This is a genomic window from Burkholderia sp. CpTa8-5, assembly GCF_017815045.1.
Classification (GTDB): Bacteria; Pseudomonadota; Gammaproteobacteria; order Burkholderiales; family Burkholderiaceae; genus Burkholderia; species Burkholderia sola.
On sequence record NZ_JAGIQD010000009.1, the window covers coordinates 21,059 to 41,088 of the forward strand.

General features: G+C 69.2%; 19 protein-coding genes and 1 tRNA gene. 11 read left to right on the forward strand and 9 right to left on the reverse strand.

All coding sequences use genetic code 11. From position 1 onward, the window contains the following. Positions 1–55 precede the first annotated feature (55 nt). The 3 genes from J8I35_RS15745 to J8I35_RS15755 all read left to right on the forward strand — a co-directional run bounded on the left by J8I35_RS15745 (position 56) and on the right by J8I35_RS15755 (position 3,718). Complete coding sequence (locus tag J8I35_RS15745) at positions 56–1,477, forward strand: DUF2957 domain-containing protein (RefSeq protein WP_089488060.1); 1,422 nt, start codon at positions 56–58, stop codon at positions 1,475–1,477. A gap of 147 nt (positions 1,478–1,624) precedes the next feature. Next, on the forward strand, positions 1,625–2,866 hold the full coding sequence (locus J8I35_RS15750; protein ID WP_209926125.1) for a DUF2957 domain-containing protein: 1,242 nt from the start codon (positions 1,625–1,627) through the stop codon (positions 2,864–2,866). 18 nt (positions 2,867–2,884) lie between these two features. Continuing rightward, positions 2,885–3,718: an OmpW family outer membrane protein gene (locus J8I35_RS15755; protein ID WP_089488059.1), complete on the forward strand. Its 834-nt coding sequence runs from the start codon at positions 2,885–2,887 to the stop codon at positions 3,716–3,718. 190 nt (positions 3,719–3,908) lie between these two features. On the opposite strand, the gene J8I35_RS15760 is transcribed toward J8I35_RS15755, so the two are convergent. After that, the gene (locus tag J8I35_RS15760) at positions 3,909–4,838 is read right to left on the reverse strand and encodes a LysR family transcriptional regulator (RefSeq protein WP_050011854.1); all 930 of its coding nucleotides are present in this window, start codon (positions 4,836–4,838) and stop codon (positions 3,909–3,911) included. Between the two features lie 94 nt (positions 4,839–4,932). Here J8I35_RS15760 and J8I35_RS15765 point away from each other — a divergent pair, with 94 nt between their 5' ends. After that, entirely contained in the window at positions 4,933–6,222 is a 1,290-nt protein-coding gene (locus J8I35_RS15765; RefSeq protein WP_209926126.1) for an MFS transporter, read from the forward strand. A gap of 89 nt (positions 6,223–6,311) precedes the next feature. Here the strand turns inward: J8I35_RS15765 and J8I35_RS15770 are convergent, their stop codons facing one another. The 3 genes from J8I35_RS15770 to J8I35_RS15780 all read right to left on the reverse strand — a co-directional run bounded on the left by J8I35_RS15770 (position 6,312) and on the right by J8I35_RS15780 (position 8,309). After that, entirely contained in the window at positions 6,312–6,950 is a 639-nt protein-coding gene (locus tag J8I35_RS15770; RefSeq protein ID WP_050011852.1) for a LysE family translocator, read from the reverse strand. Between the two features lie 76 nt (positions 6,951–7,026). Further along, the gene (locus J8I35_RS15775) at positions 7,027–8,013 is read right to left on the reverse strand and encodes an NAD(P)-dependent oxidoreductase (protein ID WP_280884377.1); all 987 of its coding nucleotides are present in this window, start codon (positions 8,011–8,013) and stop codon (positions 7,027–7,029) included. A 62-nt stretch (positions 8,014–8,075) separates the two neighbouring features. Continuing rightward, a complete protein-coding gene (locus J8I35_RS15780; RefSeq protein WP_012327737.1) occupies positions 8,076–8,309 on the reverse strand; it encodes a hypothetical protein in 234 nt (77 codons plus the stop codon). A 359-nt stretch (positions 8,310–8,668) separates the two neighbouring features. Here J8I35_RS15780 and J8I35_RS15785 point away from each other — a divergent pair, with 359 nt between their 5' ends. From J8I35_RS15785 to J8I35_RS15800, 4 genes are read left to right on the forward strand one after another with little or no spacing between them, the layout of a single operon-like run. Continuing rightward, complete coding sequence (locus J8I35_RS15785; RefSeq protein WP_204383556.1) at positions 8,669–9,874, forward strand: efflux RND transporter periplasmic adaptor subunit; 1,206 nt, start codon at positions 8,669–8,671, stop codon at positions 9,872–9,874. 3 nt (positions 9,875–9,877) lie between these two features. Further along, entirely contained in the window at positions 9,878–10,576 is a 699-nt protein-coding gene (locus tag J8I35_RS15790) for an ABC transporter ATP-binding protein (protein ID WP_050011849.1), read from the forward strand. A gap of 18 nt (positions 10,577–10,594) precedes the next feature. Next, complete coding sequence (locus tag J8I35_RS15795; protein ID WP_050011848.1) at positions 10,595–11,749, forward strand: ABC transporter permease; 1,155 nt, start codon at positions 10,595–10,597, stop codon at positions 11,747–11,749. A gap of 8 nt (positions 11,750–11,757) precedes the next feature. Next, positions 11,758–12,924, forward strand: a complete 1,167-nt coding sequence (locus J8I35_RS15800; RefSeq protein ID WP_050011847.1) for an ABC transporter permease — start codon at positions 11,758–11,760, stop codon at positions 12,922–12,924. 22 nt (positions 12,925–12,946) lie between these two features. On the opposite strand, the gene J8I35_RS15805 is transcribed toward J8I35_RS15800, so the two are convergent. Beyond that, positions 12,947–14,278, reverse strand: a complete 1,332-nt coding sequence (locus J8I35_RS15805; RefSeq protein ID WP_209926127.1) for a carotenoid oxygenase family protein — start codon at positions 14,276–14,278, stop codon at positions 12,947–12,949. A gap of 15 nt (positions 14,279–14,293) precedes the next feature. Continuing rightward, positions 14,294–14,926, reverse strand: a complete 633-nt coding sequence (locus J8I35_RS15810; protein ID WP_209926128.1) for a DUF2239 family protein — start codon at positions 14,924–14,926, stop codon at positions 14,294–14,296. A gap of 463 nt (positions 14,927–15,389) precedes the next feature. Between J8I35_RS15810 and J8I35_RS15815 the strand changes: the two genes are divergently transcribed. The 3 genes from J8I35_RS15815 (at position 15,390) to J8I35_RS15825 (ending at position 18,645) form a co-directional block, all read left to right on the forward strand. Further along, positions 15,390–16,730, forward strand: a complete 1,341-nt coding sequence (locus J8I35_RS15815) for an MFS transporter (RefSeq protein WP_124556840.1) — start codon at positions 15,390–15,392, stop codon at positions 16,728–16,730. A gap of 62 nt (positions 16,731–16,792) precedes the next feature. Further along, positions 16,793–18,190 carry an enolase C-terminal domain-like protein gene (locus tag J8I35_RS15820; protein WP_209926129.1) on the forward strand — a complete coding sequence of 466 codons (1,398 nt, stop codon included), beginning with the start codon at positions 16,793–16,795 and terminating at the stop codon, positions 18,188–18,190. A 143-nt stretch (positions 18,191–18,333) separates the two neighbouring features. Beyond that, a complete protein-coding gene (locus tag J8I35_RS15825; RefSeq protein ID WP_089488054.1) occupies positions 18,334–18,645 on the forward strand; it encodes a hypothetical protein in 312 nt (103 codons plus the stop codon). A 68-nt stretch (positions 18,646–18,713) separates the two neighbouring features. Here J8I35_RS15825 and J8I35_RS15830 read toward each other — a convergent pair. From J8I35_RS15830 to J8I35_RS15840, 3 genes are all read right to left on the reverse strand, one after another. Beyond that, positions 18,714–18,789: transfer RNA gene (locus J8I35_RS15830), tRNA-Ala, on the reverse strand. Positions 18,790–18,855: 66 nt separating this feature from the next. Then, positions 18,856–19,218: a c-type cytochrome gene (locus J8I35_RS15835; RefSeq protein ID WP_209926130.1), complete on the reverse strand. Its 363-nt coding sequence runs from the start codon at positions 19,216–19,218 to the stop codon at positions 18,856–18,858. Continuing rightward, positions 19,215–20,015: a BON domain-containing protein gene (locus J8I35_RS15840; protein WP_050011839.1), complete on the reverse strand. Its 801-nt coding sequence runs from the start codon at positions 20,013–20,015 to the stop codon at positions 19,215–19,217. The genes J8I35_RS15835 and J8I35_RS15840 overlap by 4 nt, the downstream gene beginning before the upstream one ends. Positions 20,016–20,030 lie beyond the last annotated feature (15 nt).

Here is a 20,030-nt window from a genome sequence, read left to right on the forward strand (position 1 = left end):
CAAAAACACAGGCAGCGACATTAGCTCGCACAATTAAACGATTGGAGACAGCGGCATGTCGCACACCTTATCGAAGGGGGTGGCAACGGCCTTTGCCATTGCCCCTTTCCTGGTTGCATGTGGTGGGGGGGACTCAGGCGGCGCGCTCGCGCCGATCAACGCGCCCCAATGTTCCGGCTCGAGCTGCGGCACGCAAGGGCAGCCGCCTTCGCAACCGATCAACGGCGCACTGTGCCCGGCCAACGCGGATATCGTGAAGAGCACGTATCTCGGCGGCGCGGGTAGCGGCGAGATCGTCAGCGTCAACATCGACGCGGTCGCGATGACGTACACGCTCAAGTGGCTCGAATCGCCGATTCCGCTGAAGACGGGCACCGTCACGCCGAGCCGCGTCGGCACGACGATCACCGGCAAGGTCATTCATCCGCCGACCGGCACGCTGCCGACCGCCGAGCAGACGCGCTGCGCGTTCGTCCTCACGCCGGGCACCGGCCCCGCGCCGGACGGCTCGACCTATTCGACGGCCGCCGACTTCAACCAGGCGAACCCGCCGATGCTGCTGGTCGGCATGGGCGTCGCGGGCGGCGGCATTCCGGGCGCGACGATCCAGTACGACGGGCTGACGATCATCCCGGGCGTCGTGCAGAACGTCGGCCAGGTGCCGAACCGTCACTTCGACTTCTATCCGTTCCTCGGCTTCGCAAACACGACGACCGATCTGTCAAAACTGCCGGGCACGTACAACGCGCTGCTCTACCACCTCGTGCCGTCGGGCAACTACGCGACGAAGGGCTCGACCTCGAGCGAGACGTTCGACGCGAACGGCGCGTGCACGTCGAGCGGATCGGGTGGCTGCCAGACGACCGGCGATCCGTGGAAAACGAGCGCGAACGGCGGCTACTTCGACAGCGCCAAGGCGCCGCAGACGCTGCCGCAGACGCAACTGCCGATCGTCGGCGCGACCGGCAAGTCGGCCACCGCGCACATGGTGATCGGCCAGCTCAACGGCGCGACGGTGCCGGTGATCGTGCGCACGGGCAACGTGAACCTCGGCACGCCGCCACTGCACCTCGATGCGCAGGTCGACGACGAATCGGGCATCGCGGTGCTCGGCGCGGCGACGGCGATCACGTCGGGCGCGATCGATGGCGGCTACGCGGGCGCGGACTCGAACTTCAAGTACACGGCCGCGCTGATCCGCGGCGGCAACGCGTCGTTCATCAACCCGTCCACGCAGGCCGAGGAAGACGGCTTCACGCTCGACTACGGCCAGACGACACCGGGCCTGCTGAACGCGAAAACCGCCCCGCCGAGCGGCGCGAGCTACCCGTCCGCATCGGGCGTGGTGATCGCGACGGGCGGGCTGTACGCGGCGCTGATCCAGGGCACGGTAAACGGCGGCGTCACGTCGACGTCGGCGAATTCGACGACGTCGTCGACCCCGTACTTCGGCGTGGGCGCGCAGATCAGCAAGTAGCGATCGGGGACGCGGCGGCCGGCCTGCCGCCGCGTGACGCAGGGAAGGCACGAAGGCGCCCGGCACGGCGCCAACAAGACGAGCACGACCAACAGAAGCGGCCGACAGGGAGCTGGCCGCCGCACAAGACAAATCTGGAGGAGCAACATGAAGCGCAACCTCATTCTGGCGGCGGCCTTTGCCGGCCCCCTTCTTTCCGCCTGCGGCGGCGGCAGCGACAACCCGCCGCCGCTCGTCGAAGAGCGGCTTTGCCCTACCACGCTCGACTACAACACCGTGTTTACGGGCGGCGCGGGCAGCGGCGAACTCGCGAAGGTCCAGCTCGACACGACCAAGATGACCTGGCAGGTCACCTATGTCGAATCGGCGGTGCCGCAAAAGACCGGCACCGTCACGCCGACCCGCGCGGGCACCGTCGACAGCGGCACGCTCACGCAGGAAACGCTGCTGCCGACCAACAAGCTGAACCAGTGCGCGTTCCGCCTGAACGGCGCGAGCCTCGATGCGTCGCGTCCGGCGCGCATCTTCGTCGGCTTCGGCGTCGCGGGCGGCACGATTCCCGGCAAGGAGATCCAGTTCGACGGCGTGCTCGGCCAGGCCGCGGTGCCCGACACGAAATTCCCGTACTACCCGTTCATCGGGTTCTCGTCGATCGAAACCGACATCACGAAGGTCGCGGGTACGTACAGCCACATCGGCTTCGGCGAAGTGCCGTCGCAGAAATTCGGGCCGGCGTCGATCGACGCGAAAGTGACGATCAACGCGGACGGCACGTGGACCAAGTGCGACACGACCGGCCAGTTCGCCGGCGGCGCGTGCACGCAGCAGGGCACGAACTTCGTGCAGTCGGCCGACGGCAGCGGCGCGTTCCAGTCGAACAACTACGCGAGCCAGCTGAAGCCGACGCTGTCGGCCACGCCGCAGGGCAAGGGCTTCATGGTCGTCGGCAAGCTGCGCAACCAGCTCGTGCCGATCCTCGTGCGCACGGGGGTCGCGAACCCGAACCCGACGCCGGACAGCAACGGCGTGCCGGGCCTGACCGCCGACGACGAATCGAGCATCTCGATCCTCGCGCCGCAGACGGCCGTCGCGGCCGGTTCGCAGAACGGCGAATACATCGGCGTCGACAGCCAGTTCGATTACCGGACCACCGCGCTGATCGACAAGCAGGCCACGCTGCTCGATCCGTTCCAGCCGTCGCAGGCGTCGCTCACGAGAGTGCTCGACCTGGACTACACGCAGAAGGTGCCGGGCACGGTCACGACGATCCATACGGGTTCGGGCAGCACGTCGCCGACCGGCAAGTTCATCTTCTCGGGCGGCGTGTTCGGTTTCCTCGACAACGCGGGATCGACGCCGTATTTCACGATCGGCGCATTCGTCCAGTAAGCGGAGGGGAAAGCCGTGATGAAGAAAACCCTTCTCTGCGCGGCGGCCGGCGCCGCCGCCGTGGCGCCGCTCGCCGCGCACGCGCAGAGCGCCGGCAGCAACGTCGTCACGCTGGGCTGGTTCCACATCATGCCGCAGCAGAGCAGCACGCCGATGACGACCAACGTCGCGCCGACGCCGATCAACACGCCGCTGCGGCTGCCGCCGTCGTTCACGTCGGCCGGCACCGGGCTGCACACGAGCGGCGCCGACACCGTCGGCCTGACGGTCAGCCACTTCCTGACCGACCATATCGCGGTCACGTCGGTGGCCGGCGTGCCGCCGGTGTTCAAGGTGTCGGGCCAGGGCACGATCAAGCCGCCGGGGCCGGCCGGCGCGCTCGGCACGCAGAACATCGGGCTGGCCTCGGTCAATCCGATCGTGAAGAGCGTGCGGCAGTGGAGCCCGGCGGTGATCCTGCAGTACTACTTCGGGCAGGCGACCGCGAAGTTCCGCCCGTTCCTCGGCCTCGGCGTGTCGTACAACTGGTTCAGCGACCTGCAGCTCAATACGAACTTCATCAAGCAGACGCAGGACAACCTCGGCGCGATCCTCGCGGCGGGCGCGGGCAAGCCGGGTACGACGTCGGTGGAGGCGAAGGCATCGTCGTCGTGGCAGCCGGTGTTCAACGCGGGCCTGCAGTACAACTTGACGGAACACTTCGGGCTGGTCGCGTCGGTGACCTACATCCCGCTGAAGACGACGTCGACGGTGACGATCAAGGCGGCGGACGGCTCGGTGCTCGCCGAGTCGAAATCGGACCTGAAGGCGGACCCGATCATCAGCTACGTCGGGATGACATACAAGTTCTGAGCGCGGCGGCCGTCGGCGAATGGAAATGGAGCGCTGCGACTCAATCGCAGGCAAAAAAAAGCCCGCCTGATCGGCGGGCTGAATCCATATCAGAGGAGACATGGAGGAGACAGGTGCAATCATATCGAATCGGTTTCCGCAATGCAACATTTCCGTAGAGAAAATAAGGATTTTCCCTCGAACGCGGCCTCTACTTCTCCGTCACGGCGCCTGACCCCTTTCCGCTCTCCCGCTCCAGCACCTCGCCCAGTGCGTCGCGCAGCAGCGCGACCGGCCGCATGAGGCGGCCCGGCAGCGTGCCGTGCACGATCCATACGTTGATCCGCGTTTCCAGCCCCGCCGTTTCCACCACCCTCAGCGCATCGCGATGCGCGCTGCGCGCCAGCGCGTTCGGCGGCGCGATGCCGATGCCGGCGCCGCGCGCGACGAGCGACAACTGCAGTTCCGAGCCGAATGCCTCGACCGCGACGTCGAACGGCAGCCCGGCCGCGCCGAGCGCGCGGCTCAGCGCCGAACGCATCCCACAGCCGTCCTGGCTCAGTACCCACGGAAAGCCCGACAGCGTGTCGAGCGACAGCGGGCCGTCCGGCAGCGGGAAATCGCGTGCGGCCACGAGCACCGTCGGCTGCGTGGCGAGCAGCGTCGCCGTCAATGCGTCCGGCAGCGCCGCGCTCGCGGGCACCATCACGGTCGCGACGTCGAGCGCACCGCGCTCGATGCCCTGCACCAGCGCGGGCGACCAGCCGGCCGTCACGCGCAGCGTGAGGCGCGGAAACGCGTCGCGCAGCCGGTCGATCGGCCGCTCCAGCGCGAGTTCGGACAGAAACGGCGGCACGCCGATGCGCAGCTCGCCCGACGGCTCGCTGTCCGGTGTGCCCGCCGCCATCAGTTCGTCGACCGCGCCGAGCACGTTGCGCGCGAGCGCGTAGACGTCGCGCCCGGCGGCGGTCGGCTTCAGCGGCTTGCTCTGCCGTTCGAGCAACGGCACGCCAAGCAGCGTTTCGAGGTTCTGCACGCGCCGCGTCAGGCCCGGCTGCGTCAGGTGGAGCTTCGCGGCCGCGGCGACCATCGACCCGCTGTCGACGACCGCGACGAACGCCTGGAGATCACGCGTATTCAAAACAAACTCGCATAATCATGTTAGACATATTTCAATTGTCGCATAAAGATCGGACACCTACGATGGGCGTTCCTTCGACTCCTCCTGGTTTGCAATGAACTGCCCTGCCAATCGTTGCTCCGCCCCCGTTTCTCCGACCGTCGCCGCGCCCGCGCCGCCCGCACTGAGCACCGGCATGACGCTGTTCTTCGCCGCGACGGTCGGCGTGATCGTGATGGACCTGTTCGCCGCGCAGCCGTTGACCGGCCCGATCAGCGCGGACCTGCACCTGCCGCCCGGCCTCGCGGGCCTCGTCGCGATGCTGCCGCAGCTCGGCTATGCGGCCGGGCTCGCGTTGCTCGTGCCGCTGGTCGACCTGCTCGAGAACCGCCGTTTGATCGTCGCGACGCTCGCCGTCTGCGCGGCCGCGCTCGCGCTGCCCGCCTTCACGCAGTCGGGCGCCGTGTTCCTGCTCGCGACGCTCGCGGCCGGCGCCGCGTCGAGCGTCATCCAGATGCTCGTGCCGATGGCCGCGTCGATGGCGCCCGACGCGCAGCGCGGCCGCGCGGTCGGCAACGTGATGAGCGGGCTGATGCTCGGGATCCTGCTGTCGCGGCCGCTCGCAAGCCTGATCGCGGGGTCGGCAGGCTGGCGTGCGTTCTATCTGCTCGCCGCGCTCGCGAACGCGGCGATCGCGGTCGTGCTCGCGCTGCGCCTGCCGGCGCGCACGCCGTCGATCACGGCCAGTTACCGCGCGTTGCTCGCGTCGATGGGACGGCTGCTTGCCGACGAACCGGTGCTGCGCCGGCATGCGCTGTTGGCCGCGCTCGCGATGGCCGCGTTCAGCGCGTTCTGGACCGCCGTCGGGCTGCGGCTCGCGCAGCCGCCGTTCGCGCTCGATCTGCACGGCATTGCGCTGTTCGCGTTCGCCGGCGCCAGCGGCGCGATCGTCACGCCGCTCGCCGGCCGCGCGGGCGACCGCGGCCACGGCCCGGCCGCGCAACGGCTCGCGCACGGCACGATGCTCGCGGCGCTCGTCGTGCTCGGCATCGCCGGCGCAGGCTGGTTCGGCTTCGATGCGCACGCGCATCGCGGCGTCGCGCTCGCGCTGCTGGCCGGCGGCGCGGCGCTGCTCGATGCGGGCGTGATCGTCGATCAGACGATTGGTCGCCGCGCGATCAACCTGCTGAACCCGGCCGCGCGCGGACGCCTGAACGGGCTGTTCGTCGGGCTGTTCTTCGTCGGCGGCGCGCTCGGCGCGGCGCTCGCGGGCAGCGCGTGGGCATGGGGCGGCTGGAGCGCGGTGTGTGGCGTCGGATTCGCGTTCGCCGGCGCGGCGACCGTGTTCGGGCTGGCGACCGGACGCGGGCCCGGCGCGGCGGCGCTGGATCGGCCGCGTGCGTGAGCACTCACCGGTGAAGCGGCGCCCAAAAGCCGAACGCCCCACCCTCTTGCGAGAGATGGGGCATTCGGTACGCCGGGGTCGGCCGGGAATCAGTGACGGACCAGCGCCATCATCGCGCCGAAGCCGACGAACAGCCCGCCCGTCAGCCGGTTGAACACCTTCGCGACGCTCTGGCTCTTCAGCGTGGCGCCGATGCGCGTGCCGAACGCCGCGTAGACGAGATACCAGCTCACCTCGATCACCGCAAACGTGACGACGAGGATGCCGAACTGCGGCAGCGTCGGCTCGGCCGCGTTGATGAACTGCGGCAGCAGCGCGGCCGCGAACAGGATCGCCTTCGGGTTGCTGCCCGCGACCAGGAAGCCGTTGCGGAACAGCGCGACGCGCGATGTCGAGGCCGCTTGCGACGACACCGCATCGACGTCGGCCGCCGGCGCGTCGTCCACGCGCGCGCGCCACGCCTTCACGCCGAGATAGATCAGATAGGCTGCGCCCGCGAAGCGCAACGCATCGAACGTCGCCGGCCATGCTTCGAGCACCGCGCCGAGCCCGGCCGCGGAGACCGCGAGCATCAGCACCAGCGCGCTCAGGCAGCCGGCCATCGTCGCGGACGAGCGCCGCAGCCCGTGGCGCGCGCCGTGCGTCATCACGAGCAGCATGTTCGGGCCCGGAATCGCCGACACGACGAACACCGTCGCCACGAAAAGCCACCACGTATGCAAGTTCATGACTGCCTCTGCCTGAAATGAATGTAGGGAAAACGGACTGTCGATTATGCCGTGCGCACCGCGCTTCTGTCGCGTGTCAGCGGCCCGCGCGGCGCAGCGCGGCCTCGCCGAGCACCGCGAAATCCTGGTCGCCGCCGCCGTGCGCGAGCGCATCGAGCAGGCTGTCGCGCACGACGCTCGCCACCGGCAGCGGCACCGACGTCGCGTCGCCGGCCTCCAGCGCGAGCCGGACGTCCTTCAGCCCGAGCCGCGCCTTGAAGCGCGCGGGCTCGTAGCGCCGCTCGGCGATCATCGCGCCGTAGCCTTCGTAGACGGGCCCCGGAAACACGCTGCTGGTGATCACGTCGAGGAAATCGCGCATCGCGACGCCGTGCGCGCCGAGCAGCGCGGACGCCTCGCCGAGCGTCTCGATCGCCGACGCGAGCGTGAAGTTCGCGGCGATCTTCGCGACGTTCGCGTGCTGCGGCAGCGAGCCGAAGCGCCAGGTCTTCTGGCCGATCGCGTCGAACAGCGGCTGCATGCGGTCGATCGCCTCGGCCGGGCCGCCGGCCATGATCGTCAGGCGCGCGGCGGCCGCGACGTCGGGCCGGCCCATCACCGGCGCGGCGACATAGTCGATGCCGCGCGACGCATGCGCGTGCGCGAGCGATTCGGCGAGCGCGACCGACACGGTCGCCATGTTCACGTGGATCAGCCCGCGCGGCGCCTGGGCCAGCAGCGCGTCGTCGAACACCGCGCGCGCGGCCGCATCGTCGCCGAGCATCGAGAACACGGCGTCGCCGCGAAACGCGTCGGCCGGCGTGTCGACGATCTGCGCGCCGAATGCCGCGAGCGGCTCGGCCCGCTCGCGCGACCGGTTCCAGACCCGCACCGTGTGGCCCGCCTTCAGCAGGTTCGTCGCGATCGCCTGCCCCATTTCGCCCAGCCCGATAAACCCGAGATCCATGTCTCGCTCCTTCGCTCCGTGAAGCCGCGAGTTAAACACAGATGCCGGCGCGCTGCAGCGCCTGCCGCCGGCCGGGCGCGGTGCGCATTCGGCGCCTGAAAAAACAAAACCCCGCATGCCGGAGCATGCGGGGTTGGCCGACCGATGACCGGCAACGCCGGCCGTGGCGGCGGAACCGCTTAGTTCTGCGTGCCTGCGTCGTTCGTGCCGGCGGCCGATGCGGCTGCAGCCTTCGCCTGGCCCTTCTTCGAGCCGTGGTGCTTCAGTTGGTGCTTCGGCTTGCTGTGATCCTTCTTGGCCGGTGCCGATGCGGCAGCCGACGTGTCGGCTGCCGGCGCGGACGCCTGTGCGAATGCCGAAACCGATGCGAGTGCGAATGCTGCGGCGATGATCGAAGCGAGCGTCTTCTTCATTGTTCTTCCTTTAGCGGAGAAAAAATCAAACGTACCGGTAAGTAAAGATGCGAGGCATTCGCACCGGAGCCCCAGGCCGCGAGGCCGGCTTTCGCCGTTCCGTCGCGACAAAACCTGACGCACTGGTTCCATAACGCACCGCATTCGCGGCAAGTTGACACGTTGCTTGCATCCTCGGGTTTCCCCGGGGGCGGGCGCGTCGGCCGGCGCCAGCGGGCCGGACGGGCCGCCGCCGCACGGCGCCGCAAACCGGCTCGCGCGGCGCCGGAGCGACGCTTATACTGGCGTCCATCCGTCCCTTTCCCCGGAAACCAGATCGCGGCCGGTCGCACGACCGCCGCCGTCTCGAGGCGCTCAAATTGCCCGATCACAATCTGGACAAACTGAAAATCGACCGGCGTCCGATCGCCCCGGTGCCGCGCCGGCGCCGCTGGGGGCGCTATGCGGTCGCCGCCGCGCTCGTCGTCGTCGCGATCGTCGCCGGCCTCGCGCTCACCGGCCGGCCGACCGTCGACACCACGTCCGTCACGTCCGCCTACCCGTACCAGAACGATACGCAGCTCAATGCGACCGGCTACGTCGTGCCGCAGCGCAAGGCCGCGGTCGCGTCGAAGGGCCAGGGGCGCGTCGAGTGGCTCGGCGTGCTCGAAGGCACGCGCGTGAAGCAGGACCAGATCATCGCGCGTCTCGAAAGCAACGACGTGCAAGCGTCGCTCGCCCAGGCGCGTGCGCAGGTGCAGGTGTCCCGTGCGAACCTCGGCGTCGCGCAGGCGGAACTCAAGGATGCGGAGATCGCGCTGCGCCGCACCGCCGCGCTCGCGCCGAAGGGCGCCGTGCCGGCCGCGCAGCTCGACACCGACACGGCGCGCGTGAACAAGGCGCGCGCGACGCTCAACAGCGACCAGGCCGCGATCGTGTCGGCCGAAGCGAACGCGCAGGCCGCGCAGGTGGCGGTCGACCAGACGGTGATCCGCGCGCCGTTCGACGGCATCGTGCTCGCGAAGCATGCGAACGTCGGCGACAACATCACGCCGTTCTCGTCCGCGTCGGACAGCAAGGGCGCGGTCGTGACGATCGCCGACATGGAGACGCTCGAGGTCGAGGCCGACGTCGCCGAATCGAACATCGCGAAGATCCGCGCCGAGCAGCCGTGCGAGATCCAGCTCGACGCGCTGCCCGACATGCGCTTCGCGGGCCGCGTGTCGCGCATCGTGCCGACCGTGGACCGCTCGAAGGCCACCGTGCTCGTGAAGGTGCGCTTCGTCGACCGCGACGAGCGCGTGCTGCCCGACATGAGCGCGAAGATCGCGTTCCTGTCGAAGCCGGCGACGGCGCAGGACCGGCAGCCGGTGACGGCCGTGCAGGCGAGCGCGGTCGTGGAGCGCGACGGCCGGCCGGTCGTGTTCGTCGTGAAGGACGACGCCGTGCATGCGGTGGCCGTGACGAAGGGCGCGCGGATCGGCGAACTCGTCGCGGTGCGCGGCGTGAAACCCGGCGACACGGTCGTGCTCGCGCCGGGCGCGAAACTGAAGGACGGCGCGAAAGTGACCGTCGCGAAGAAGTAGCGCGTGAACGACGCCCGGCCACCCCTCGTCGAGCTCAGCCACGTCGCGAAGTCGTACCGGCGCGGCAACCAGATCGTGCCCGTGCTGACCGACATCACGCTCGACATCGGCGAAGGCGACTTCGTCGCGCTGATGGGGCCGTCGGGCTCCGGCAAGAGCACGCTGCTGAACCTCGTGGCCGGCATCGACCGGCCCGACAGCGGCGAGCTGCGCGTCGGCGGCCTCGACATCTCGCAACTCGCCGAGGCGCAACTGGCCGAATGGCGCGCGGCGAACGTCGGCTTCATCTTCCAGTTCTACAACCTGATGCCCGTGCTCACCGCGTTCGAGAACGTCGAGCTGCCGCTGATGCTCACGCACCTGTCGCGCCGCGAGCGGCGCGAACGCGTCGAGCTCGTGCTCGACATGGTGAATCTCGGCGATCGCACGAGCCATTACCCGTCGGAGCTGTCGGGCGGCCAGCAGCAGCGCGTCGCGATCGCGCGCGCGCTGATCACCGATCCGGTGCTGATCGTCGCCGACGAGCCGACCGGCGACCTCGACCGCGCATCGGCCACCGACGTGCTCGCGATGCTGCAGCGGATGAACGCCGAGCTCGGCAAGACGATCATCATGGTGACGCACGACGCGCACGCGGCCGGCGCCGCGCGCTCGCTCGTCCATCTGGAAAAGGGGGAGCTGATCGATGGGCACGCGGCCTGATCGACGCGAGCGCGCGCGATGTACGTGCTGAAGCTGATCGCGCGCAACGCGCTGCGGCACCGGCTGCGCACGCTGCTGACCGTGCTCGGGCTCACGATCGCCGTGCTCGCGTTCGGGCTGCTGCACACCGTCGTCGATGCGTGGTACGCGGGCGCGGCGGCCGCGTCCAGCGGCCGGCTCGTCACGCGCAACGCGATCTCGCTGGTATTTCCGCTGCCGGTGAGCTACGAGAACCGGATCCGCGGCGTCGACGGCGTGACGGCCGTGGTCCGCTCGAACTGGTTCGGCGGCATCTACCGCGACCCGAAGAACTTCTTCGCGAGCTTCGCGGTGTCGGAGAACTATCTCGACCTGTATCCGGAATTCATCCTGCCGGCGCAGCAGCGCGCCGACTACGATCGCGACCGCCGCGGCTGCCTCGTCGGCCGCCAGCTCGCGACGCAGTTCGGCTTCAAGGTCGGCGACGTGATTCCGCTGAAAGGCACGATCTATCCGGGCACGTGGGACTTCGTCGTGCGCGGGATTCTCGACGGCCGCGACGACTCGACGATCACGCGTCAACTGGTGTTCCACTGGGATTACCTGAACGAGACGGTGCGCAAGCGCACGCCGAAGCAGGCCGACCAGGTCGGCGTGTTCGTGCTCGGCGTCGCGAACCCCGACGACGGCGCGTCGATCGCGCGCAACGTCGACGCGGTGTTCAAGAACTCGCTCGCCGAAACGCTGACCGAGACCGAGCAGGCGTTCCAGCTCGGCTTCGTCGCGATGTCGAACCAGATCATCGCGGCGATCCGCCTCGTGTCGTACGTGGTGATCCTGATCATCATGGCCGTGATGGCCAACGCGATGGCGATGAGCGCGCGCGAGCGCACGGCCGAATACGCGACGCTGAAGGCGCTCGGCTTCGGCCCCGGGTTCCTCGCGCTGATCGTGTTCGGCGAATCGGTCGTGATCGCGGTGGTCGGCGGCGGGCTCGGGATGCTCGCGACGCCGCCCGCCGCGAACCTGTTCAAGCAGGCGGCGGGCGGCATTTTCCCGGTATTCAAGGTGTCGACCGAGACGGTCGTGCTGCAGGCCGCGTGCTCGGTCGCGGTCGGCTTCGCTGCGGCAATCGTGCCGGCGTGGCAGGCGGCGCGCGTGCGCGTGGTCGAAGGCCTGCGGGCGATCGGATAGAGACGCGCATGGCGATCCCGCTCACCTACATCGCACGCAACCTGTGGACCCGGCGGCTCACCACCGCGTTGACCGCCGGTGGCATGGCGCTCGTGATCTTCGTGTTCGCGACGGTGCAGATGCTCGATGCGGGGCTCACGAAGACACTCGTATCGACCGGCGAACCCGACAACGCGGTGGTGATCCGCAAGGGCGCCGAGACCGAGATCCAGAGTTCGATCGACCATCAGCAGGCCAATGCGCTCGAGATGCATCCGGCCGTCGCGCTCGGCCCCGACGGCCGGCCGCTCGTGTCGAAGGAGGCCGTGGTGCTGATCTCGCTCGTGAAGACGTCGACCGGCAAGCCGTCGAACGTCGTGATCCGCGGCGTGTCGCCGGCGGGCCTCGCGCTGCGGCCGCACGTGACGCTCGTGGCCGGCCGCCCGTTCGCGCCGGGCTCGTCGGAGATCGTCGTCGGCAGCGCGATCGCGAAAGGCTTCAGCGGCACGCAGCTCGGCGATCGCCTGCACTTCGCGCAGCGCGACTGGACCATCGTCGGCATCTTGGACGCGGGCGGCAGCGGCTTCGATTCGGAGATCTGGGGCGACGTCGACCAGCTGATGCAGTCGTTCCGGCGCACCAGCTATTCGTCGATGGTGCTGCGCATCCCGAGCGCCGACGGCTTCGCGCGCTTCAAGGCCGACATCGACGTCGATCCGCGCCTGACCGACGAGGCGAAGCGCGAGCAGACCTTCTACGGCGACCAGTCGAAGGCGCTGTCGACGTTCATCAACATCCTCGGCATCACGCTGTCGACGATCTTCTCGATCGCCGCGATGATCGGCGCGATGATCACGATGTATGCGTCGGTCGCGAACCGCGTGGCCGAGATCGGCACGCTGCGCGCGCTCGGCTTCAAGCGCACCAACGTGCTCGCCGCGTTCCTGCTGGAGGCGCTGCTGCTCGGCTTCGTCGGCGGCGTCGCGGGGCTCGCGTGCGCGTCGCTGATGCAGTTCGCGTCGTTCTCGACGACCAATTTCCAGACCTTCTCGGACCTGTCGTTCCGCTTCGTGCTGACGCCCGCGATCGTCGTGAAGACGCTCGTGTTCTCGCTCGTGATGGGGCTCGTCGGCGGGTTCCTGCCGGCGATGCGCGCCGCACGACTGAAGATCGTCGACGCGCTGCGCGCGCAGTGACGCGCGGCGCCGACGCGCACGTTCAACGTTCGCGCGGCACCCACGCGCCGTGGAACCCGGCCGGCACGCGGCGCGGCAGGTGCACGGTCGCGACCGGCCCCGCGTCGATCGCGCGCGCATCGAGGATCACGACGTCGCTCGTGTCCGTCGCCGCGCGGTAGACCATTACCAGCAGCCAGCCGTCGTCCTCGTCCGCGCCGCCCGGGCGCGGCACGAACACCGGCTCGCCGTTCTGGTCGCCGGCCGGCACCGCGTAGTGCGTGGTCGTGCCGCGCGCGTGGTCGAAGCGCATCACGCCGCGCATTTCCGCGTTATTCGGCTGCTCGACCGCATATAGATAGCGGTAGCCGCGCCCGGTCCGGCTTTCGTTGATGCGCGGCAGCTCGATGCCGCCGTCGGCGAGCGGCCCTTCGTCGATCAGCCCGTTCGCGGTGTCGATCACGTACCGCCACAGCTCGCCGACCGGGTTGTCGGCGAAGCGGCCCGTGCGCGCGTCGAGCCGCAGGAACGACGGATAGCGCACCGCGTCGAGCACGATGCACGACGCGTCGCAGTCGTACGCGTTCACGACGTGCTGGATGAAGCACGGCTCGACGCCGAACCAGCGCACGTCGCCGCCGTGGCGCGGCAGCACGCCGATGCGCGCGGGCCGGTCGTCGTGCCAGCGCAGCGGCATCCGGTGGCCCTGCTTCAGCAGCGAGAAGTCGTAGCCGACGTTCAGGTCGAGCAGCAGGCTGCGGGTTTCGGTGATCGCGAGGTCGTGCATCATCGACGGCGCGCCCAGCTCGATCTCGAAATCGACGCGCGGCACGCCGAGCGCATCCGCGACGCCGTAGCGCAGCCACGGTGCGCGCCAGTCCGCGCGAAACAGGATCAGCTCGCCGGTTACCGGATCGACCTTCGGATGCGCGGTCATCGCGCCGTCGAAGCCCGCGTGCCGCGTCGGCACGCCGAACGAATCGAGCGCGGCGGTGATCGCGAGCGGCACGCCGCCCTCGGCCAGCGCGAGCAATTCGCCCGCATGCTGCAGCACGCTCACGTTCGGATTGGTGTCGGGCAGATGCGGCGCCTGCCCCGGTGCATGGACGGCGGCCCAGCGCCGCGTGCGCGCCCAGCGGTTCCGGTAGCCGGCCGCGCGGCCGTCGTCGAACGCGATCGCATGCAGCATCGCGGCCTCCGGCCACCACGACAGCATGTCGTTGCCGTCGAAGCGGCCGCCCGGCGGGTTCGGGCCGTTGCGCAGCAACGTGCCGTCGAGTTCGCGCGGAATGGCGCCCGTCACACGCAGGTCGACGACGTCGACTTCGTCGGCGACCGGCGCGATCGCGCCGCGGTTCAGGTCGAATACGGTCATCGCGTCGGCGCTCCGTCAGCAGTCGTCGGCGGCCGGCGGCAGATCGCCGCGCGCCAGCGCGAGCGCATGGTCGCGCACGTCGTCGGGCCAGCCGGCGATCAGTTCGGCCAGCCGCGCCGGATCGTTCGCATACAGCGCCCGCGCGGCTTCCTCGAAACCGGGCAGGTCGCCCGCCATCGCCGACATGAAGTGGTATGCGCGCGCCTGCGCGTCGCGCTGCCGGTCGGCCGCCGCATGCGTGCGTCGCGCGTCCTCGACGAGCTTGCGCAGCGCGACCGACGCACCGCCCGGCTGCGCGCCGAGCCATTCCCAGTGGCGCGGCAGCAGCGTAACCTCGCGCGACACCACGCCAAGCTTCGGCCGGCCGCGGCCGCGCTGTTCGCCCGCGACCGCGCCACCCGGCTCGCCGGCGCTGCCGGCTGCGTCGCCCGACGGCGCCGCATAGCGCGCCCGGATGTCGTCCGCCGTGCCGCGCAGGTCGAGGTCGATCGAGCGGCCGGTCGCGTCGTCGAAGATCAGGATCGTGCCGGGCGCCGCGTCGCCGGCCGCCTGCCGGACCGCGAGCGCGACCGTCGCAAGCGGGCCCGATGCGAGCCGCCGATGGCCGTCGAAGGCCGTGTACGAAGGAAGAAGCATGGAAGAGGTCATCGTGGTCGCCCGGGGGCTGGAATCGGAATGACGCTATTTTTATCCGGGTATTAATTGGATGTCAATATTATCCGGGTAAAAACATCGTCGACGGGTTCCATCCTGCCGGGAGAACCGGCGTGACCGATCAGGCCGCCCGCCCCGGCGTCGCGGCGCCGCGATGTCGAGCGTGCGCTGGGAGTACGTCGTCGAGCGACACGCGCCCGTCGAACGCCGACGACGGCAGCGGCATGGACGGGCGCGTACGCGAGACCGCTCGCGTCAGCTGATCGATTCAAATGCTGAATCGATCAAGTCAGCAATTGGCATGAAAGCGCAAATATCGACATGACAGAATGGCCCGGACGCTCTGCCTGCCTCGGCGTCCGGTGCCCGGCCTCCGCCGGCGGCATCACTACATTACGCGCGCACCCGACGCGCGTGCCGCTCGACGGCGCCTTCCGCCCTTCGGAGGAGACAAGTCATGAATCCGCTTCACGCATTGCCGGCGTCCGCGTCGGCAACGGCCCGGCGCACCCGCGTGCGCTGGCTGGTGCTGGCCGTGCTGTTCGCGGTCACGACGATCAACTACGCGGATCGCGCGGCGATCGCGATCGCGGGCCCCGCGCTGGCCCGCTCGCTGCACCTGAGCCACGTGCAGATGGGCTTCATCTTCTCGGCGTTCGGCTGGTCGTACGTGATCGCGCAATTGCCGGGCGGCTGGCTGCTCGACCGCTTCGGGTCGCGCATCGTCTACGCATTCAGCATCTTCTTCTGGTCGCTGTTCACGCTGCTGCAGGGCGGCATCGGCTTCTTCGGCGGCGCGGCCGCGTTCGCGCTGCTGTTCGGGCTGCGCTTCCTGGTCGGCGCAGCCGAGGCGCCGTCGTTCCCGGCCAACAGCCGGATCGTGTCCGCGTGGTTCCCGGCCGCCGAACGCGGCACCGCATCGGCGATCTTCAACGCCGCGCAGTACGCGGCGACCGTCGTGTTCGCGCCGCTGATGGGCTGGCTCGTGCACGCGTTCGGCTGGCAGTCGGTGTTCGCGGTGATGGGCGTGCTCGGCTTCGCGTTCGTGCTGGTGTGGAACCGCACGATGTACGACCCGAAGGCGCACCCGACCATCAACCGCGCGGAACTCGACTACCTCGCCGAAGGCGGCGCGCTCGTCAACATCGACCAGGCGACGGGCGCACGCGAAGGCGGCCCGTCGATGCGTCACGTGAAGGCGCTGCTGAGGAACCGGATGCTGGTCGGCGTGTACGTCGCACAGTACTGCATCAACGCGCTCACCTACTTCTTCATCACGTGGTTTCCCGTCTATCTGGTGCAGGCGCGCGGGATGTCGATCCTCAACGCGGGGCTCGTCGCGTCGATCCCGGCCGTGTGCGGGTTCCTCGGCGGGATTCTCGGCGGCGTCGTGTCCGATGCGCTGCTCAAGCAGGGCCGGTCGCTGTCGGTCGCGCGCAAGGTGCCGATCGTGTTCGGCATGCTGCTGTCGATGTCGATGATCGTCTGCAACTACACCGATTCGCATGTGCTCGTCGTGCTGTTCATGGCGCTGTCGTTCTTCGGCAAGGGGCTCGGCGCGCTCGGCTGGGCCGTCAACGCCGACACCGCGCCGCGCCAGATCGCCGGCCTGAGCGGCGCGCTGCTCAACACGTGCGGCAACCTTTCCAGCATCACGACGCCGATCGCGATCGGCTATATCGTCGACCGCAGCGGCTCGTTCAACGGCGCGCTCGTCTATGTCGTCGCGCATGCGCTCGTCGCCGTGATCTGCTACCTGTTCGTCGTCGGCGAGATCCGCCGCGTCGAGCTTCAATGAACGGCGCAGGCCGCGCCGGCGCGTCCGGCGGCCCGCACGCCAACGGAACCAGGAGCGAACCGATGTCCGAACCCAGCCGTGCCGGCACCCCGCGCGTCACGCGCATGCAGGTGATTCCCGTCGCCGGGCGCGACAGCATGCTGCTCAACCTGTGCGGCGCGCACGCACCGTACTTCACGCGCAACCTCGTGATCCTCGACGACAGCAGCGGACACACGGGCGTCGGCGAAGTACCGGGCGGCGAAGGCATCCGCCACGCGCTCGAGCGCATGACGGATCGCGTGGTCGGCCAGTCGATCGGGCGCTACCAGGCGACGCTCAATGCGGTGCGCGCGGCGCTGTCCGGTGGGGGTGCGGGTGCCGGCCGCACGATCCGCCATGAAGTGACGTCGGCCGGCGAGGCGGCGGTGCTGCAGCAGCCGCACGAGATCAACCTGCGGCTCGACAACGTGATCACCGCGATCGAAGCCGCGCTGCTCGACCTGCTCGGCCAGCACCTCGACGTGCCGGTCGCGGCGCTGCTCGGCGAAGGCCAGCAGCGCGATGCGGTGCCGATGCTCGCGTATTTGTTCTACATCGGCGACCGGCGCCGCACCGATCTGCCGTATCGCGACGAGGCCCATGCATCGGACGCCTGGTTCCGGTTGCGCAACGAAGCGGCGCTGACGCCGGCCGCGATCGCGCGGCAGGCCGAAGCCGCGGTCGAGCGCTACGGTTTCGCCGATTTCAAGCTGAAGGGCGGCGTGATGGCCGGCGTCGACGAGATGGAAGCGATCGCGGCAATTAAGGCGCGCTTTCCCGACGCGCGCACGACGCTCGACCCGAACGGCGCGTGGTCGCTCGACGAGGCCGTCGCGCTGTGCCGCGGGCAAGGCCACCTGCTCGCGTACGCGGAAGATCCGTGCGGGCCGGAAGGCGGCTATTCGGGCCGCGAGGTGATGGCCGAATTCCGCCGCGCGACGGGGATCCCGACCGCGACCAACATGATCGCGACCGACTGGCGGCAGATGGATCACGCGGTGCGGCTGCAGGCGGTCGACATCCCGCTCGCCGATCCGCATTTCTGGACGATGCAGGGCTCGGTGCGGCTCGCGCAGCTGTGCCGCGACTGGGGGCTCACGTGGGGCTCGCACTCGAACAACCATTTCGACGTGTCGCTCGCGATGTTCACGCATGCGGCGGCGGCCGCGCCCGGCACGATCACCGCGATCGACACGCACTGGATCTGGCAGGAAGGCGACGCGCGGCTCACGCGCGAACCGCTCGCGATCGTCGGCGGCCAGGTGGCCGTGCCAGAGCGGCCGGGGCTGGGGATCGAGCTGGATATGGCGCAGGTCGAGGCCGCGCATGCGTTGTACAACGCGGTGGGCGGTACGGCGCGCGACGATGCGGTGGCGATGCGTTATCTGGTGCCGGGGTGGACGTACGATCCGAAGCGGCCGAGTTTGGGGCGGGTTTAGGGGTAGTTTAGGGCGGGGTGACGGGGTGGCAGGCGGTGGCGGTTGCCAAACATGGAAAACGGTCGCATCCTGCCGACTGCCTTGATCGGCCCGTGCGGCGGACGGTCCGGGGCCCCCCGTCCATCCGCAACAGAACGCGCTCCATGACGTCATCCGATCCGACACCGCGACAGATCATCGTTTTCGTGCTGTATTCAGTGCTGTGCCTGCCCGCGAGCATCACCGTCGCCGGGTATGCCGCGACCCGGATCACGCAGAACGTATCGAATTTCGAAGGCGGTGCGGGCTATGCGGCGCTGTGGTGGATCGTCATTCTGACCTGCGCGTTCTGCGGGCTGTCGATCGTCGTCTGCGCGCTGCTGCGGAAGAGGACCGCCGTGCTCGCGGTCATGACGGTGGGATTCGCGGTGTTGTCGGTGCCGACGTTCAGATTGATCCACGAGTTGGCGACTTAGCGCGCCGACCACGGCCCTGCGGGAAAACAAAAAGGCCCGATCTCGCGATCGGGCCTTTCAAATTCCGTTGGTGGAGCGGAGGAGGATCGAACTCCCGACCTTCGCATTGCGAACGCGACGCTCTCCCAGCTGAGCTACCGCCCCAACAGTCGACCATCATACACACGCATTTCCGCGCTTGGCAATAGGGGTTACGTCACCCGCAGCGCATTACTTTGACGGCGCGCCGGCCAGCACCCATTCGACCACCGACCGGACGTCGGCGTCGCTCATGCGCGGATGCGCGGGCATCGGAATCGCGCCCCAGACGCCCGAACCGCCGTCCTTCACCTTCTTCGACAGCTTCGCGACGGCCTGCGGATCGGACTTGTAGCGTGCGGCGATATCCTTGAACGACGGGCCGACGAGCTTGCGGTCGAGCGCGTGGCAGCCCATGCACGCGTTGCTGCGCGCAACCTTCAGGCCGTCGCCGACGTCCGCGTGCGCGGCGCCCAGCGTGCCGGCCACGAGCGCCGCGGCCGCGACGCCCTGCACCATCCATCGTTTGATCTGCGTCATCTGCCTGCCCGTCATTGCGCCTTCGCCTTCGGATTGCCCGGATGCACGCTCGACGAATTCGAGATCGGCGCGGGCGGCTGCAGCGGCGCGGACTGCACCGACGCGTCGGGCACGGCGCCCACCGTCGCGCTGTCCGCCGGGGCGGCAGCCGCCTGCGCGCCGGATGCGCCGCTCGCGGGCGACGCGTCCTGCAGCGCCTGCGCGTCCTGCGGCTTCACGTACTGGAATACCTTCACGACCTTCTCGACGCCCGGCACCTGGCTCGCGGCTTCGGCGCCGCGATTGCCTTCATCGACCGTGACGAGCCCCATCAGATAAAGATTGCCGCGCTCGCTGACGACCTTGTAATAGTTCGCCGAGATGCCCTTCGTCGCGATCAGCTCCGATTTCACGCGCCCTTCGAGGTACGAGTCGTTCGCGCGCGACGACAGCGACGACGCCGGCCCGACCGACAGCTCGTTGACGATGCCGTTCACGTTGTTGATGCCGCGCACGATTTCCTCGGCGCGCTGCTTCGACGCATCGTTCGGCACTTCGCCCGTCAGCAGCACGCGGCGGTTGAACACCGTCACGTTCACGTGCGACTGGTCGGGCAGCCCGTTGTTGATCTGCGTGAGCGACTTGACCTGGATCTCGCGATCCTCCGTCTGCGCGCCGAGCGTGCGGCGATCGGTCGCGATCAGCGCGCCGCCGCCGGCCGCTGCGCCCACGACCCCGAGCACACAACCCTGCAGCGACACGGCGAGGCCCGCCGTCAGCGCGGCGAGCAGCGTGGTTCTGACGAGCGTCTGTTTGACGCGGCTTTGATTCATCGACGGCTCTCCTTC